The organism is Lactobacillus paragasseri (genome assembly GCF_003584685.1).
GTDB lineage: Bacteria > Bacillota > Bacilli > Lactobacillales > Lactobacillaceae > Lactobacillus > Lactobacillus paragasseri.
In genome coordinates, this window is record NZ_AP018549.1 from 60,285 (window position 1) to 77,696 (window position 17,412).

13 protein-coding genes are annotated in these 17,412 nt (G+C 35.2%); 8 read left to right on the plus strand and 5 right to left on the minus strand.

Annotated elements, in window-relative coordinates; genetic code table 11:
- Positions 1-133: 133 nt before the first annotated feature.
- From LpgJCM5343_RS00230 to LpgJCM5343_RS00265, 8 genes are all read left to right on the plus strand, one after another.
- Complete coding sequence (locus LpgJCM5343_RS00230; protein ID WP_101890888.1) at positions 134-3,088, plus strand: mucin-binding protein; 2,955 nt, start codon at positions 134-136, stop codon at positions 3,086-3,088.
- A gap of 119 nt (positions 3,089-3,207) precedes the next feature.
- On the plus strand, positions 3,208-4,641 hold the full coding sequence (locus LpgJCM5343_RS00235) for an APC family permease (protein WP_474063850.1): 1,434 nt from the start codon (positions 3,208-3,210) through the stop codon (positions 4,639-4,641).
- A gap of 184 nt (positions 4,642-4,825) precedes the next feature.
- The gene (locus LpgJCM5343_RS00240) at positions 4,826-5,752 is read left to right on the plus strand and encodes a LysR family transcriptional regulator (RefSeq protein WP_101890890.1); all 927 of its coding nucleotides are present in this window, start codon (positions 4,826-4,828) and stop codon (positions 5,750-5,752) included.
- Between the two features lie 127 nt (positions 5,753-5,879).
- The gene (locus LpgJCM5343_RS00245; protein WP_077959306.1) at positions 5,880-7,730 is read left to right on the plus strand and encodes a flavocytochrome c; all 1,851 of its coding nucleotides are present in this window, start codon (positions 5,880-5,882) and stop codon (positions 7,728-7,730) included.
- Between the two features lie 91 nt (positions 7,731-7,821).
- Positions 7,822-9,186 carry a branched-chain amino acid transport system II carrier protein gene (gene brnQ, locus LpgJCM5343_RS00250; protein WP_035430123.1) on the plus strand — a complete coding sequence of 455 codons (1,365 nt, stop codon included), beginning with the start codon at positions 7,822-7,824 and terminating at the stop codon, positions 9,184-9,186.
- Between the two features lie 65 nt (positions 9,187-9,251).
- Positions 9,252-9,965 (plus strand): bifunctional demethylmenaquinone methyltransferase/2-methoxy-6-polyprenyl-1,4-benzoquinol methylase UbiE, encoded by a 714-nt coding sequence (ubiE, locus tag LpgJCM5343_RS00255; protein ID WP_077959307.1) that lies wholly within the window; start codon positions 9,252-9,254, stop codon positions 9,963-9,965.
- A gap of 42 nt (positions 9,966-10,007) precedes the next feature.
- The gene (locus LpgJCM5343_RS00260; RefSeq protein WP_003657423.1) at positions 10,008-10,922 is read left to right on the plus strand and encodes a prolyl aminopeptidase; all 915 of its coding nucleotides are present in this window, start codon (positions 10,008-10,010) and stop codon (positions 10,920-10,922) included.
- A 134-nt stretch (positions 10,923-11,056) separates the two neighbouring features.
- Complete coding sequence (locus tag LpgJCM5343_RS00265) at positions 11,057-11,659, plus strand: PepSY domain-containing protein (protein WP_077959308.1); 603 nt, start codon at positions 11,057-11,059, stop codon at positions 11,657-11,659.
- Positions 11,660-11,720: 61 nt separating this feature from the next.
- Here LpgJCM5343_RS00265 and bsh read toward each other — a convergent pair whose 3' ends face one another.
- From bsh to LpgJCM5343_RS00290, 5 genes are all read right to left on the minus strand, one after another.
- Positions 11,721-12,671, minus strand: a complete 951-nt coding sequence (gene bsh, locus LpgJCM5343_RS00270; protein WP_077959309.1) for a choloylglycine hydrolase — start codon at positions 12,669-12,671, stop codon at positions 11,721-11,723.
- Positions 12,672-12,688: 17 nt separating this feature from the next.
- A complete protein-coding gene (locus LpgJCM5343_RS00275; RefSeq protein WP_020807279.1) occupies positions 12,689-14,044 on the minus strand; it encodes a conjugated bile salt MFS transporter in 1,356 nt (451 codons plus the stop codon).
- A 24-nt stretch (positions 14,045-14,068) separates the two neighbouring features.
- Positions 14,069-15,415: a conjugated bile salt MFS transporter gene (locus tag LpgJCM5343_RS00280; RefSeq protein WP_101890891.1), complete on the minus strand. Its 1,347-nt coding sequence runs from the start codon at positions 15,413-15,415 to the stop codon at positions 14,069-14,071.
- A 187-nt stretch (positions 15,416-15,602) separates the two neighbouring features.
- Entirely contained in the window at positions 15,603-16,463 is an 861-nt protein-coding gene (locus LpgJCM5343_RS00285) for a lysophospholipid acyltransferase family protein (protein WP_003657418.1), read from the minus strand.
- Entirely contained in the window at positions 16,460-17,410 is a 951-nt protein-coding gene (locus tag LpgJCM5343_RS00290) for a glycosyltransferase family 8 protein (protein WP_003649685.1), read from the minus strand. Before LpgJCM5343_RS00290 ends, LpgJCM5343_RS00285 begins: the two co-directional genes overlap by 4 nt.
- Positions 17,411-17,412 lie beyond the last annotated feature (2 nt).

The following is a 17,412-nucleotide window of genomic DNA, read 5'->3' on the forward strand; positions in this document are numbered from 1 at the left end:
ATAAAAAGGGCGTTGAGACTTGATTCTCAGCGCTCTTTTTTAATACATTATATTTGTAAATAATACGTATATAAGGTAGGAAAAGACATACAATGATAGAGAGTAATTCGCTTTAATAAGGGGCAGCTAGTGTATGAATAGTTTAAGTGAAAAAGCCGCATCCGTGGTTATCAAGTATACCGATTTAGATAATAACTTAGCCGAGCTTTCAAACTCTGGAAGTCTTACAGGGAATATCGGCGAAATAATTAATTATAGTACGACAGATGAAATAAAAGAGTTAACAAAGCAAGGATATGTATTAGTTAATAATCCTTTTGATAATAAAGAAAAAGCGCCAGTATTTAGTGGAGATCAAGACAGCTACATGATTACTTTTAAACATGGCAGAGAACGTGTGACTGCTGATGATCTAAAATACGGCTGTAAACTTGAAGATTTACAAGTAAAGGGAACACAAACTGTTCATTATGTTGGTGCAGGAAGTCGAACTCCGCGAGATGAAGTATCAACAATTACTTTTAATCAAATCCTGGTTTACGATCAAGTAACTGGTAAAAAAATCGGTAGCAAAGGCTGGGAAAAAGTTGAACAGTCTTTTCCCGTAGTTGCCGCCCCGAGCATTTTAGGTTACATTCCTGATCAAGTATTAGTCGGAGGTAAGGCAGTCACTGCTGATAATCCTAACCGTGAATATACTATTACTTATCAGGTTAATGAGCATATTTCTAATAAAGAGCAAAAGGCTGAAGTTAAGTATCTTGACATTGATAGTAATAATGAAGAGATTGTAGAATCTGAACTTTTAACTGGAAAACCTAACACTAAAATTAACTATAGTACTATCGATCAACTTAAAAAGCTAGGTGAAAAGGGATATGAAGTTGTAAGTAATGGCTTTGACGCTAACGGCGATGTCCAATTTTTTGATACTAGTGATGAATATGTCCAAACCTTTATCGTTACCTTAAAGCATAAGCAAGTCTTGGTAAATGCAGAAAATCCACTCGATGGGATTGATGAAACAGAATATCATAAGACAAGCAAACGCGTTATTTCTTATGCTGGTGCTGAGGATAAAACACCAGAAGAAGTAGTTCAGTTAGTAAATTGGAATCGAAATCTTACTGTCGATGCAGCTACAAAGCGTGTTATCGCAGACGGAAAATATACTACTGATTGGAAGCCAGAACAGGAATCGTACTCAGCAATTTCTGTACCAGTAGTTAGTGGATATCATACTCGTATTAAAGAAATACCCGAAGAAAAGGTAAGACTAGCTAATATAACTGAAAAGATTAGATATGTAAAAAATGGCTATGTGATTCCAATTGACAAAAATGGACAAAAAATCGATAGTTTACCAAAATTACATTTTGTTTCAGATAAAGATGATCCAACTTTAGTATCCTTGCCAGAGAACAGCTTAGAAGATGAAAAGTATGAGCCAGAAGAGATTGATCTTACTGGAATTGATCCAGCAAAAGATTTTGAAGCTAAATATCTTTTGAAGCATAAGTATGTGACTATTAACAAAGATAACTCTCATTTTGATGTTAACCCTGGTTCATATCGTCGTACTGCTACGGCAATAGTTCGCTATGAAGGAGCAGGAGATAAAAATCCTAAGGATTCTATTCAAACTGTTCAGTGGAATAGAAATATCACTTACGATGAAGTAACAAAAGAAATTTTAGAGGATGGAAAATATACTACTGATTGGAAGCCAGATAAAGAATACTTTGAAGCTGTAGATACGCCAGTAATTTCTGGATTTACTGCTGATATCGGTGTTGTTGCTAAGCATGATGTAACGCAAAGTGATCTTTTCGCGACGGTTAAGTACCAAAAGAATGGTGCTATTATTCCGGTTGATGAAGATGGAAAAGAAATTGCTAAAGCGAAATCAATCCCATTTCTTAATGATTTAACAGATCCAACTAGAGTTTTAGCAACTGAAGAAGTTCCTGAAATCAAAGGCTACCGTCGTACTGAAGAATCAGTTTTAATTAAGGATCCAGCAGAGGATATTAAAGTTATCTATATCTTAAAACCACACTATGTCTTAGTTGATAGTGAACACCCATATCGAGCTGTTAAACCGTACAACTATAGTATTCCTGTTAAAGAAACTATTCATTATGTAGGTGCTAATGAAGAAACACCAGCTGATCGAGTTCAGGGTGCACGCTGGCGCAGGTCTTTGACAGTAAATGACAATAATGGAAAAGTGATTGAAGACGGAAAATATACTACTGACTGGAGCGTTGATAAGAAAGAATATAGTGCAGCTGTAACGCCAGTAGTTGATGGCTATCATGCGGATCAGTATCAAGTTAAAGCCCGTGAGATTGATAAGGAAGATATTGATGTAGAGGTAAAATACCAGAGAAACGGTCAAATTGTACCAGTAAACTCTAAAGGCGAAAAAATCGAATATGCAGATTGTCCAACTTATATCACTGATCCAACAGATGCGACAAAGGTTCTGATGGAGCAACCTGTACCACGATTATTGAACTATATGGCGCAAGATTCTTCGATCGTTGTCAAAGATCCGAGTCGTGATACTAAAGTTACTTATTATACTTTTACTGAAATTAAAGAACTTAGCTCAGCTCAGAACTTGAAAACTGAGATTCAGTCAATTGATGGAAAGAACGAATCTTCAAACGTCGTCTCTCTTCCAGTTAGTGGCAAGAGAAGAAAAGCTATTGTTACATTTGTTGATTTGAATAACAATGCAATTCAAATTGCATCTTCTGGTGTTTTAAGTGGAAATGTTGGTGATAAAATTACTGACTTATATAACACGAGTAAGCAAGTTGAAGAGCTCAAAAAGAAAGGCTATGAAGTTGTTTACAATGGTTTTGATCCCAAAGGTGCAAGCAAGTATTTTGAAGAAGATCAAAGAAGGGTTGCTACCTTCACAGTCGCTGTCAAAAAAGTAAAGCAGGTAAAACCTAAGAAAGAGATGCAAGCTGAAAAAACTTCTAAAATAGAAGAAAAGCCAAAAGCAGCTAATTCTGATCAAAAAAAGAAGCAAGATCATAAGGTTTTGAAGCATATATTTCCGTGGATGAAATAGAAGATAGAAGGCTAGATTTGTTTAAGCAAATCTAGTTTTTTTATTGCAAAATTTTTAGACCAATTTTTATGAAGAAGTGTATAATTAATTTTCGAAAAAACTTTTTCGGAGGAAATATTGTGTCTGATAAAAGCGAATCGCTGACTAAATTAGAAGAGGATGAAAAGTATAATCGACTAACAGCATTGAAGTTATTTGCGATGACTTCATCGATGGTTATTTCAGTTAATGAACTAGCTCCTTTTGGAAAAACTGGACCAACCGCAGTCTTTTATTTACTATTAGCTGGGTTAATATGGTTTGTACCAATTACGCAGATGGCAGGAGAAATGGCTTCTGTTGATGGCTGGGATAAGGGTGGAATTTTCACCTGGGTAAAGGGATCGCTGGGAGATCGTGCTGGCTGGACCGCAATGTTTTATCAGTGGATTCATATTACAGTTGGGATGAATACGATGATGTACGTTATTATTGGTGCATTGTCGATTACCTTTAATACTCCTTGGTTTAATACAACACCAAGTATTAGATTTTTACTGATGATGGTAATTATCTGGTCAATTACTATTGTTGAAATGGTTGGAGTTAAAAAGATTGGTCATATTGCAGAATGGTTATTTGCATTAGGAATTGCGTTACCAGTCATTTTACTAATCGTTACGTTCTTTATATATTTAATTCAAGGCCGTCCCTTATATATGCATTTAAACTGGGATAATATTATTCCACATCATTTAACTGGGACTACCTTAGTAGCTTTTGTGCCATTTGTACTTGCCTTTTGTGGTGGTGAAGCATCTGCACCACATGCTAAATACTTAGAAAATCCAAAGAAGTATTCTACAGTTATGCTTGCTCTAGCGATCACTGCTATTTCTTTTGATTTATTAGGTAGTACGGCAATTGGAATGTCAGTTCCTAAAGATCAAATTCAAAATTCAACTGGCTTTGTTTATACTTTCGGAAAAATTTTAGATTCAATTGGTTTACCTGGCGACTTAATTAAAAAATTTATCGGTGTGTTATTGGCAGCGGGTATTATTGGGGAATTAGGCAATTGGCTTGCTGGTCCTAGTCAGGGAATGTTTGAAGCAGCTAAAGAAGGTTATATGCCTAAATTTTTTGCAAAATCTACTAATCGTGATGTTCCGATGAGATTAATTGTTTTACAGACTTTGATTGTAACGGCATCGGCTGTTTTAATTACTTTTACCAGTGGAAAGAACTCAGATTTTGCCTTTAATGTTTCTTTAGCAGCAACTACTGCGCAATATTTAATGGTTTATATTTTGATGTTAATTTCTTATATTGTTTTGAAAATAAAGCATGGAAACTTAAAGCGTAGTTATTATATGACTAAAAATAAAGCGTTAGGCATTACGATTGCGATTATTGCCCTGGTAATAACTGTAGTTGCTTTCTTTATTTCATTTATTCCTGCTCAAGGTACGCCAACATACTTAAGAGGGGTTTATGTTTGGACGATGATTGGGCTTTGCATGATTGTTACGATTCTGCCACTGGTGATTTATCATTATCATCGCCACTTTTAAGTAGAATAAATGAAAGTTTAAAAAATATTAATAAAATAAACTTTTTACTTGTAAAAAGTTATTAATAAGATTACATTTAAGATGTATTCAAGTAAGAAGTGTAAAGCAAAAGAGCTATGGTAAATTTGAGGTATCCATAGCTCTTTTGTTTTATTAAATTTAATGACTTAAGGAATAAAAAAGAATGAATAATCCTGAAGAAATACAGTACTTCATTGACGTTTTAATTAAAGAAGATAGCTTTGTCAAAGCTGCTAAAAAATTATATATTTCGCAACCATATTTAACTCAACTGATCAAAAGAATTGAAAGTCATTTAGGTACTCCAATTATTAATCGAGATAAAAAGCCATATTCACTAACGCAAGCAGGGCTACTTTATTACCAATATCTAGAAAATGTTTCTTACGATAAACAGCAATTAAATAAAAAGATTGCTAAATATACACACCCTAATAAGGAAATTATCAAAATTGGTATTCTAGAAAGTTTAGGAACGTATTTGCTACCAGAAATATTGCCAGATTTTTTAAAGCAAAATCCGCAAGTAGAGATTCAGCTTTTCGAAAATTTCCCTAGGGAAAATGAAAAGAACTTGCTAAGTGGAAATATTGATTGCTACATTGGACAAACTCCTGAAGCAATTGATTCAAGCCTAGATATTGTTAGTAATGGTGGGGAAAAGTATTATATCGTAATTTCACCAGCTTCTCCTTATTATCAAGCTGGAAAGTTTATACTTGATCCACATGAATTAGATCTAAAAGAGTTACTACAAGAGCCGTTCGTTTTAAGCGTTCCGGGTTCTGCAATTCGCCATCAAGTGAATGGCGTGTTTCAAAGGTTTCACTTAGAGCCCAAAGTGATTTTAGAGTCTAAAAGTATTATTACGGCTACTAGTTTGGCAATTCATGGGATGGGGCTCACAATTTCCACTGCTAGTATTATTAAACGAATTGGTGAGACACCCATTAATTTGTTTCCTATTAGCCATGACCTAATTAATGTCGTTTTCTTTATTGCATCTAGGCGGGAAAAAACTAAATCAAAGGCTCTAAAAAATCTAATTAGAGAATTTAAGAATAAAAACCTGCAAGCAATTATCAGGTAATATTCTCTACTGTAAATTAGCTATAACAAATTTGTTATTGGTAAGTTACAAAAAAGATATTTAAGCAGTGCGTTTCAATCACCTATAATTTAGGTATGAAAAAGGTTTAAGAAAGGGCATTAGAATTATGAAATCAGGAAAGTATGAAGTAAGAGCTAAGGGCCATGGCGCAAGTTTCATGCCTATGGAAGTAACCCTCTCTGAAGATAAAATTGAAGATATTAAGGTAGACGCTAAGGGCGAAACTAAAGGTGTGGCAGACGAAGTCTTTAGACGTTTGCCAGAGGAAATTGTTAAAAATCAGACTTTAAATGTTGATACCGTCAGTGGTGCCACTATTTCTAGTCATGGTGTGATTGACGGAGTAGCCGCTGCAATTAGTGAAGCTGGTGGTGATCCTGATGAATGGAAGAAACGTGCTAAGCCTGCAGAACAAAGAGAAAAAGATGAAACGTATACTACTGATGTTGCAATTGTAGGTGCTGGTGGTGCCGGTTTAGCTGCAGCAGCAAGAAGCATCCAACATAATAAAAAAGTTATTGTGCTTGAAAAATTCCCACAAATTGGTGGTAATACCAGTCGTGCAGGTGGTCCAATGAATGCGGCTGAACCTGATTGGCAAAAGCAATTTAAAGCTTTAGCTGGTGAAAAGGAAACTCTTGAAGAATTGGCAGCAACTCCAGTTGAAAAAATTGATCCAGAATATCAAACGGATTTTAAAGAGTTGCAAAAGCAGATAAAAAAATATGTTGCTTCTGGAGCTAATTACTTATTTGATTCAAAATTACTTCATGAAATTCAAACTTATTTAGGTGGTAAACGTACAGATTTGAAGGGTAATGAAATTCATGGAAATTATGCCTTAGTTAAAGAATTGGTTGATAATGCTTTAGATTCAGTTCACTGGCTGGCAGATTTAGGAGTAGATTTTGATCGTAGCCAAGTGACAATGCCGGTTGGTGCTTTATGGAGAAGAGGACACAAGCCAGTTGAGCCAATGGGTTATGCTTTTATTCATGTTTTAGGTGACTGGGTAAAAGAACATGGTGGCACAATTTTAACCGATACTCGTGCTAAGCATTTAATTATTGAAGATGGCAAAGTTTGCGGTGTAATTGCAAAAAGACCCGATGGCAGTAAAATTACTATTCATGCCAAGGCAGTAATTTTAACTGCTGGAGGATTTGGTGCAAATACGCCAATGGTTCAAAAATACAATACTTACTGGAAACATATTGATGATAATATTGCGACTACTAATTCTCCAGCTATTACTGGTGACGGGATTGGCCTTGGTAAGGAAGCAGGCGCAGATTTGGTTGGAATGGGCTTTATTCAAATGATGCCTGTTTCTGATCCTAAGACTGGTGAATTATTTACTGGTCTTCAAACTCCTCCAGAAAACTATATTATGGTCAATCAAAAGGGAAAGCGTTTCGTAAATGAGTTTGCAGAACGCGATGTTTTAACTAAGGCAGCGATTGACAATGGCGGTTTATTCTACTTAATTGCCGATGACAAGATCAAAGATACTGCTTATAACACAACGCAAGAATCAATTGATGCGCAAGTTAAAGCAGGTACCTTATTTAGAGCAGATAGTTTAGAAGAGTTAGCTAAACAAATCGGTATGGATGCAGATACTTTAGTCGATACAATTAAGAAATATAATTCATATGTCGATGCAGGAAAAGATCCTGATTTTGAAAAGTCCGCCTTTAACTTAAAATGCGAGGTAGCACCATTTTATGCTACGCCAAGAAAGCCAGCCATTCACCATACAATGGGTGGTTTAAAGATTGATACTGGCGCGCATGTTTTAGATAAAACTGGCAAGCAAATTTCTGGTTTGTATGCGGCTGGTGAAGTAGCTGGTGGTATTCATGCCGGCAACCGCCTAGGTGGAAATTCTCTTGCTGATATTTTTACTTTTGGTAGAATTGCCGCAAACAGTGCTATTGATGAATTAGAAAAATAGTATAGATAGATTAAAACGTTGTAAACACTGGAGTTTGCAACGTTTTTTTGCTAAAATACTAAAAATACTTGATTTTTTTGGAGGACTTGAATTGAGAGAAGCGCAGGAAAAAAAGCTAACTACAAAACAGTACTTAATTGTAGCATCAATGATCTTTGCACTGTTCTTTGGCGCAGGAAACTTAATTTTCCCACTTCATTTAGGTCAGCTTGCTGGTAAAAATTGGGGACCAGCAGCAATTGGCTTCTCAATTACAGGGGTAGTCTTACCTTTACTTTCACTTCTTGCAGTTGCAATTACTCGCAGTAATGGTGTTTATCAAATTGGATTACCAGTAGGAAAGATCTTTGCTCTTTCTTTCATGACCTTAATGCAGCTAGCAATCGGTCCATTATTTGCAGCACCAAGAAATGCCACTGTATCTTATACTGTGGGGATTGCACCGCTTTTGCCTAAGCAATTTCATGGAATTGGTTTGATTGTCTTTACGATTATCTTTTTTGCCATAGTTTATGTGATTGCCTATAACGAGAGTGATATTCTTTCTTCTTTAGGTAAGGTTTTGAATCCGATCTTTTTAATTTTGCTTTTTATTGTCTTTGTAATTGCGTTTGCTCGCCCGCTTGGTAATCCTGATATGGCTACAACTACTAAAGAATATATGAACGGTGCGATAGTTAAAGGCTTTTTAGAGGGCTATAATACTATGGATGCTTTAGCTGGTTTAGCCTTTGGGGTTACTGTAGTAACAGCGATTAAAGAGCTAGTTAATAATGATGAAAAGAAAACTGCTAAAATGACTGCTAAGTCTGGGTTAATTGCAGTTATTGCAATTGGTGTAATCTATACTTTATTAATCGTTATTGGTGCGATGTCATTGGGGCATTTTAAAATAGCGAGTGATGGCGGTATTTTATTTTCAGAGATCGTTAAATATTATGCTGGTATTTTTGGGCAGGCGTTGTTAGCTGTTTTAATCTTTTTAGCCTGTTTAACTACCGCAGTTGGGGTCTTGGCGGCTTTTGCCTTAGATTTCAGTGCCCATTATTCAAAGATTAGCTATAAGGGGTGGCTAACAATCGGATGTCTAGGTTCGTTAGCTACAGCAAATTTGGGCTTGGAAAAAATCATTCATTGGTCGCTTCCTGTTTTAATGTTTTTATATCCCTTGGCTATTGTATTAATTATTCTATCTGTATGTTCACCGCTATTTAAAGACGACATGGTAGTATACAAAATTACGATGCTTTTAACTCTAGTTCCAGCGATTTTTGATTTAATTACTAACTTGCCTGCACCAATTTCTGGAACACAGTTTTATAAAGTAGTAAGTCAGATTCGCTTGCAATATTTACCTTTAGCCAATATTGGCTTATCTTGGGTTGTACCAACAATTTTAGGATTAGTTATCAGTGTCTTGATTCATTTTTGGCGCCGTAAAGCTAATAAAATATAGTAATTCAGCTATGGTTCATTTGAATCATAGCTTTTTTGTTGGGATAATGAAGCTAGGTGATAAAAATGAGTTTAACCAATAAAGTGCCCGAAAAAGATGTGCATGATTTATTTACTCGGGTAGCTCTGCATTATGATCAGATGAATAATTTAATTAGCTTAGGTACGCAAAAAGGTTGGCGCAAGAAATTTCTAAAAGAATTAAAAGTAGCACCGGGTGAATTTGCCCTAGATTTATGTTGTGGTACTGGCGATATCACGATTGCTTTGGCAAAACAAGTTGGTCCGTCAGGAAATGTAATTGGACTTGATTTTAACCAAGAAATGCTTGATTTAGCTGAGCAGAAAATACGCCAGCAAGATTTACAAAAAGAAATTCAATTAAAGCAAGGGGATGCAATGGAATTGCCATACCCAGATCAGAGCTTTGATATAGTAACGATTGGTTTTGGCTTACGGAATGTTCCTGATGCAAATCAAGTCCTGAAAGAAATCTATCGAGTATTAAAGCCAACTGGTAAAGTGGGAGTGTTAGAAACATCGCAGCCAACCAACCCGCTTGTTAAGTTAGGATGGAAGAGCTATTTTAAGTTATTTCCTAGCTTTGCAAAATTATTAGGTGCTAATGTATCTGATTATCAATATTTGTCTCATACTACCGCCAAATTTGTTTCTGCGGAGCATTTAAAAGCAATGCTTATAAAAAATGGATTTAAAAATGTGCATGTAGATAAATTAAATTTAGGTGCGGGTGCAATTCATATCGGAATTAAGAAGTAAATGAGCTAAAATATAAAATAAAAACTAAAAAAGGAGAATTTTATGAAAACTGGTACTAAAATTATTACTTTAGACAACGGTTATCACTTGTGGACTAATACTCAAGGTGAAGGCGATATTCACTTATTAGCGCTTCATGGTGGACCTGGTGGCAACCATGAGTATTGGGAAGATGCTGCAGACCAATTAAAGAAACAAGGATTGAATGTACAAGTTACTATGTATGATCAATTAGGTTCATTATATTCAGATCAACCAGATTACTCTGATCCAGAAATTGCCCAAAAATATTTAACTTATGAATATTTCTTAGATGAAGTTGATGAAGTTCGTGAAAAACTTGGCTTAGATAATTTTTACTTAATTGGTCAAAGTTGGGGCGGTCTTTTAGTTCAAGAATATGCTGTTAAATATGGCAAGCACTTAAAGGGTGCAATTATTTCATCAATGGTTGATGAGATTGATGAATATGTTGATTCAGTTAACAGAAGAAGACAAGAAGTTCTTCCACAAACAGAAATTGACTTCATGCATGAATGCGAAAAGAATAATGATTATGATAATCAACGCTACCAAGAGGATGTGCAAATTTTAAATATTAATTTTGTGGATCGAAAGCAACCATCAAAGCTTTATCACTTAAAAGACTTAGGTGGCAGCGCAGTTTATAATGTCTTCCAAGGTGATAATGAATTTGTTATTACTGGTAAGCTTAAAGACTGGCATTTTAGAGATCAACTTAAGAATATTAAGGTACCAACATTAATTACTTTTGGTGAAAATGAGACAATGCCAATTTCTACTGCTAAAATTATGCAAAAAGAAATACCAAATTCACGTCTTGTTACTACGCCTAATGGTGGACACCATCATATGGTTGATAACCCTGACGTTTATTATAAGCACTTAGCTGACTTCATTCGTGAAGTTGAAAATGGCAATTTTAAGGGTGAATAACGATAAAAAGTCCATGCGATAGCTTCTATATTGAAGCTATCGCATGGACTTTTTAAGCATATAAATCGCTTTCAAGGTATGTATCCTATATAATTAATAGTAAATATAGCTTTATTAATTTAAGGAGAAAAGCCATGAAGAGAAAAATAAGTAAACTGCTAGCAGCAACTGCTTTAATAGGGACATTAGGAATCTCAGTAGTGGCTTGCAACAATAATGATTCAACTAGTAAAACTAAGCAATCAAGTGTAAAGAAGACCGTTAAAGATAAGGCAAGTAATACAAAAAATACAGCAAGAAGAAGTAAGATTAAACTTAGTCAAACTGAAGCAATAAATAAATTTGATAAAAAGTATTCTGATAAAAAATTAAAAGAAATAGATCTAAAATTAGATGGTAATAAGTACTTTTATGAAATTACAGGATTTGATAAAGATAAAGAATATGAAATGACCATTAATGCTATAAGTGGAAAAGAAGTCAAATCTAGTTCTGAAAAATTAGACTTAGATGAACGTTTGCAAAAAGGACTTGATTTAGATAAGGTGATTTCTCGTGATCAAGCAAGTGAAATAGCAGAAAAAGAAGTTAAAAATAGCACTGCTAAAGAATGGACTCTAAAAATGGATCAGGATAAAGTCATTTGGGATGTAACTGTTGAATCAGGTTCAAGTAAACATGAAGTAGAAATTGATGCTATTTCTAAGAAAGTTATTAAATCAGAAAAAGATGATTAAACAAAAAATTCAGAGTTTTTAAGCTCTGAATTTTTTTATTAGTATTTTTGTAGAAATTAATTTAATAAGTAATTAGCTTATCGGCGTTCATTGTTTTATCGTCTAACTTGTAAGTCTTTAATTCAAAATCATTTTCAAAGTTGCAGTAATAAGTCTTAGTAGCAGCAGAATAGCAAGCAGTATAGACAGTGTATTCATTGCTACCTTGTTTGTTAACTACGCTGCCTTTAATCATCGCAACAGACTTTAAGATGTTAAAGAACTTGGCAACGTTAGCTTTTTCACCTTTAACAGTTGGATAATTAACATTTAAGTAAGCTGCTTTAACAAAGCGATCTGCTGGAATGCTATCACCTGGTAAACCTAAGCTGCCAGTGCCAACGCCCCATGGAGCAACTTTTTGACCGTTCCAGCTTTGAGCTGTAGCGTCATGTGGATCTAATCCAGTATAGTTGCCGAGATTAGTAAGGTGCCAATTAAAGTCTGGGCTGTTAGTTAGAATGCCAAGCTTATCATCAAAGACTTTCATTCCGTATTGCTTTGAAACCTCGACAATAATAGCTTCATCTTTGTCACTAATAATCCAGTGAAGAGGAGCAACTGCAAACGATGAATTAATGGCTTCATTAACTAAGTTAACGTTCTTTAAAGCTTCTTTTACGTCGCTGACTTTAGTAAAGTTTTGGGTGACCCAGAGCATAATTTCGTAAGAAGCTAAATTAATTTTTCCATCGATTGGACCGTCACTGAATTTGGCAAAATGCGGGAAGTTTAGACCAGCAATTCCCAAACCATCTTCATTGAAACAGTCAAAGTAAGAAGGATAGCCATCGACTACAATTCCCATGCCGATAACAGCCTTTTTAGTAGTTGTATTATCTAAAAATTTATATGGAAGAGGATAGTTGCGAGGTGTAATAATTACACCTTCACCATAATCTTGTCCAACGTCTAAGTTACGTCCAAAGTATAGATTTCCTTGATCATCAGTAAATCTTAAACCAGTACACATTTTAAAATCCTCCTTATTTATTCAGTAGTAGTTTTAGTTTCTTGCTGAATGATGTATTTCTTTTGACTTCTCTTAATTTGAATAACAGCAAATACTAAGATGATAAAACCAATTGCTACAAAGGCAATCATGAAGTACCAAGCGACTGTAAAGCTGGCTTTTCCTTTAATAATTCCGAATAATGGAGCACCAATAGCATATCCAATCGCATAAGCCAAACCAACGTATCCTAACATTACACCCTGATCTCTTGAACCAAAGAGGTCCTTAGCCATAAATGCAGGACCAGACATGTAGCTAAATACGGCTAAACCACAGAAGATAGCGTAAGCAATACCTGCAATTTTACTTACGTGAGCGCCATAAGGTTGAAAACTGATCAAAACCATCATTAAGATGGATAAAACATACATGCAGCCAGCATAGGTCATTGATTTAGCAGTACCAAATTTATCAAATAAGAATCCACCGGAAACATTTCCAATTAAACAACCAACACCGTACATTGATCCAATGAGACCAACATCGGTTAGTGAAAGTTTAGTATCAAGAAAGGCTGCATAATCTTCATTTAAGGAAGCTAAGCCTAAGCCAATAATTAGAAAACCAAGACTGAAAATCCAGAACCATTTCATTTGTAAAACTTGTTTACTAGTCCAGCCTTTAAATTCCTTAGCTTTAGCCAATTCTGCTTCTTTCTTGCTTTCAGCTAACTCAGCATCAGAAATAACGATTTCATCTTTCTTAGGAGTTCTAATAAAGCAGGCAATAACTATACCAATTACTAATAGAGCAACTGCGAAGATGAAAAATGGTGCCATTGAAGTCAAGTGACCGGTCTTAGTATTACCAGTCATAAAGTGCTTTAAAATAGCTTGCGTTGCAGGTTGTAAGAAAATATTACCAATTGAGCCACCGCAGAAGGCAATTCCTAGAGCAGCTCCACGTCCTTTTGCAGGGAACCAGTGGTTAATAACCCAAGGCACACCTTGACCGGAATAAAAAGTTGAGCCAATCATACAAATGATAGCGGCAATATAGAATCCTGGTAGTTTTGTACTAATTCCAAAGATTACATAGGCAATAGCGGAAAGACCAATACCGATTAAATACATAAGTCTGAAATTAACTTTCTCTAATGCTTTACCAATAAATGGCGAAGCAACTGAAGCAAAAACTGCCCCAAACGTAAAGATTAATGTATATGATGCTAAGGTAAAGTGAAAAGTATTAACTAAAGGGTGGATAAACAAAGGTTGAATATTTTGAGCAATCCCGTAAGGAATGGCTTGGGTTAACATACAAAGGAAAACCATAAAATACTTATAGCCTTTGCTGACGACCTTATCTTTAGTAGCGACATCAGTAGACATGTAATTACCTTCTTTCTAAACTAATTACTTATCTAAAATAATATTTGGTTTGCTGACGACAATATTTTTTTGCATTTGCTTAATTTTAATAGCTGCAAAAATTAATAATATAAAACCAATTGCTACAAAGAAAGTAGTGCAGCACCAAGCAGTTGTAAAACTGGTAGCGCCTTTTATGACGCCAAATAATGGGGCGCCAATTGCAAAACCAACAGCATATGCCAGGCTAATGTAACCTAAGTTAACACCTTGGGCTTTTGCACCAAATAAGCTTTTTGACATAAATGCGGGACCAGACATATAGCTAAAGACAGATAGACCACTTGTAAAGGCCCAACCCATACCAGCGTAGAAATTAACGCGATCGCCATAAGGATGGAGGCTAATAAAGATCATCATTAGGATAGCTATAATTAACATTATTCCTGCATATGCCATTGATTTTGCTGTGCCGAACTTATCAAATAAATAACCTCCAGAAATATTTCCGATGATACCAGCGAGTCCAAATACCGAGCCAATCATTCCGACTTCAGTTAAGGATAATTTAGTATCAAGGAAGGCCGCATAGTCTTCGTTTAACGAGGCCAAGCCTAAGCCGATAATTAAAAATCCAATACTAAAAATCCAGAACCATTTCATATGTAGAACTTGTTTACCGCTCCAGCCTTGAAATTCATGTGCTTGCTTTTGAGCAGCTTCGTGCCGGTTTTGCTCAACTTCTTGAGCAGAAGCTAAGATTTCATCTTTCTTTGGTACTCTAATAAAAGCCGTAATAATCAATCCAACTATTAGCAAAGCAATAGCAAAGATAAAGAAAGGTGCCATGGAAGTTAAGTGACCAGTTTTAGTATTACCGGTCATGAAATGCTTTAAAATTTCCTGGGTAATAGGTTGGAGGAAAATATCACCAATCGAGCCACCGCAGAATGCTAAACCTAAAGCAACGCCGCGTCCTTTAAACGGAAACCAGTGGTTGATAATCCATGGAACACCTTGACCAGAATAAAAGGTTGAACCAACCATACAAATAATTCCAGCTAAATAAAAGCCAGGTAACTTTGTGCTAATTCCAAAAATTACATATGCTCCAGCTGAAAGACAAATACCAATCAGATATAAAATTTTAAAGTTTACTTTTTGTAAAGCCTTACCAACTAATGGTGAAACTAAAGACCCTACGACAGCCCCAAAAGTAAAAATTAATGTGTAAGAAGCTAATGTAAAATGAAAAGTATTAACTAGAGGGTGAACAAATAAAGGTTGAATTAATTGAGCGATTCCATATGGAACAGCTTGAGTTAACATGCAGAGAAATACCATAAAGTATTTGTAGCCTTTACTGACCACCTTTTGTCTATCGTTTGACATCGTATCTCTCTTCTTTCTGACAAAATACTATTAGCTTGATAAGTTATATATTATTAAGTGCGTGAGCTTTGACTATAGCCACCTATATTGTGGCTCACTGAATCGAGTAAACCAAAAATAACGGCTTATAATGTTATTTAATAGGCATAATAAAAAGCCTATCTTTTTTAAGATAGACTTAAGAAAATTATTTTTTTACATATCCTGCGATGTCATCATCGTCAAAACTATAGCTTAATTTCTTGCCATATGCCTTTTCATAGGCTTTTTTCTTTTGTAGATAATCAATATCACGCATTCTTTTGGCGTTTTGATCAACTGTTAGACGGTCAATTGGATAGATTGTTGGCAAAACGTGAAGAATGTAGCGAGTTTTATGGAACTCGCTACTATTTTTCTCCATTTCAGGAAGATCCTGAATCTCTACAAAACAGGAAATAATTGGAACGTTGGCCTTAGCTGCGTAGTAGTAGGCACCTTTTTGAAGAGGACGCGGCTTTCGATAGTTATACCACATTTCTTGTTCTGGATAGATCAAGACCCAGCCCTTTTTATCAAAAACTTGCTGCAAATGTTTAGGAAATTCACGCCCCAAATATTGGTAGCTTTGAACAATTGGAATTGCATTAATGTTGTTCATTAAGAAACCAAAGAAACCGGGTAATTTTAAATTAGAATCTTCAATCACAATATAAAGCTTTTTGTGACATTTGTTGGCTAATTTTTTGATTGGAAGACTATCAGTTTGTTTGAAGTGATTACTAGTAACAATTGCGCCATATTTAGGCCCTTGAGCACGATGTTTATTCTTGATTTGCGTGTGGGCCATCAAAATTAAAGTATCAATATTAATAATGCCTTGGGCAATAATATTCTTTAGTTTATGACTAAACTTTTTTTGTTGTTCCCAATAATCATTAACCAGCTTGATTCTTTCGCTTTTAGTTAGGATAGGATCGCCTAATTCGACTTTTGCATGCATTTTTCCTTTTTTAACAGCTGCTTTGATGTTTTCGATAACTTTTGCGCGATTTTCTCCAATAATCATAATTTAACCCTTTCGCCTTTTCTTTTAACTTGAGCCCAATTATTTGGATCAAGTGCTGTGCTAGCTTCTTTTTCAAGCATATGATCTAATTTTGCTCGGTCTTCGGCTCGCTCTTGGTCAGTATAGTTGTCTAATTCTCCCTTTAACTCCTCATAAAAAGGTGTGCTAGAGGCATATTTCCAGAAATAATCATTATATTGGACATCTTTAAAGTGCCAAGGTTTGAAAAACAAATTATAGTGAATTAGCCCAGGTTTAGAAATGGGTTCGGTATTTTCATTAGGCATTGCATCCCAGCGTGGATCAAGATGCAAAATTCTTCCATCGCCAATCTCATTTAGGTAGTCTTGATCAGGAGCAATACAATCAAAGTGATATCGTTCAAGTAAATGCATAAAGTGATCGATAAAGTGTTCATCCCTAAAAGCCTTAGAATTTAAGACTAACATCCCCGAATTGATATATTTCTTTGGATCGAGAGATAGAACCTCTTTAATATATTTCACCATTTTATCTACATATTGAATCGATGAGTCTGTACAAGCGGCGAATAGCTTATTATCTAAGTCGTTATTATACAGCTTAGCAATGTCATCAACGACGACGGTGTCACTATCGATGTAAATTGCTTTATCATATTGTGGAAATAGGTCCGGAATAAAGAGACGATAAAAAATAGACATTGTGAAAAAGTCTGCTCGAAGGTAGTTTTCTTTACGATTCTGGATCGGTTTTACTAATTTTTCATCGATATGGAAAAATTTAACATGTACATAGTCATTAGCAAAAGCTGCAAGTTGCTTTTGGTGTTTCTCAGACAGGTCTTGGTTTAAAAAAGTAACTGTGTAATCATTTTGCGGACTAGCATTCTTAACTAAGGAGTTAAGCGAAACAGCCGCATACTTGGTAAAATCATCACTAATACTATAAAAAACAGGGATAGTCATTT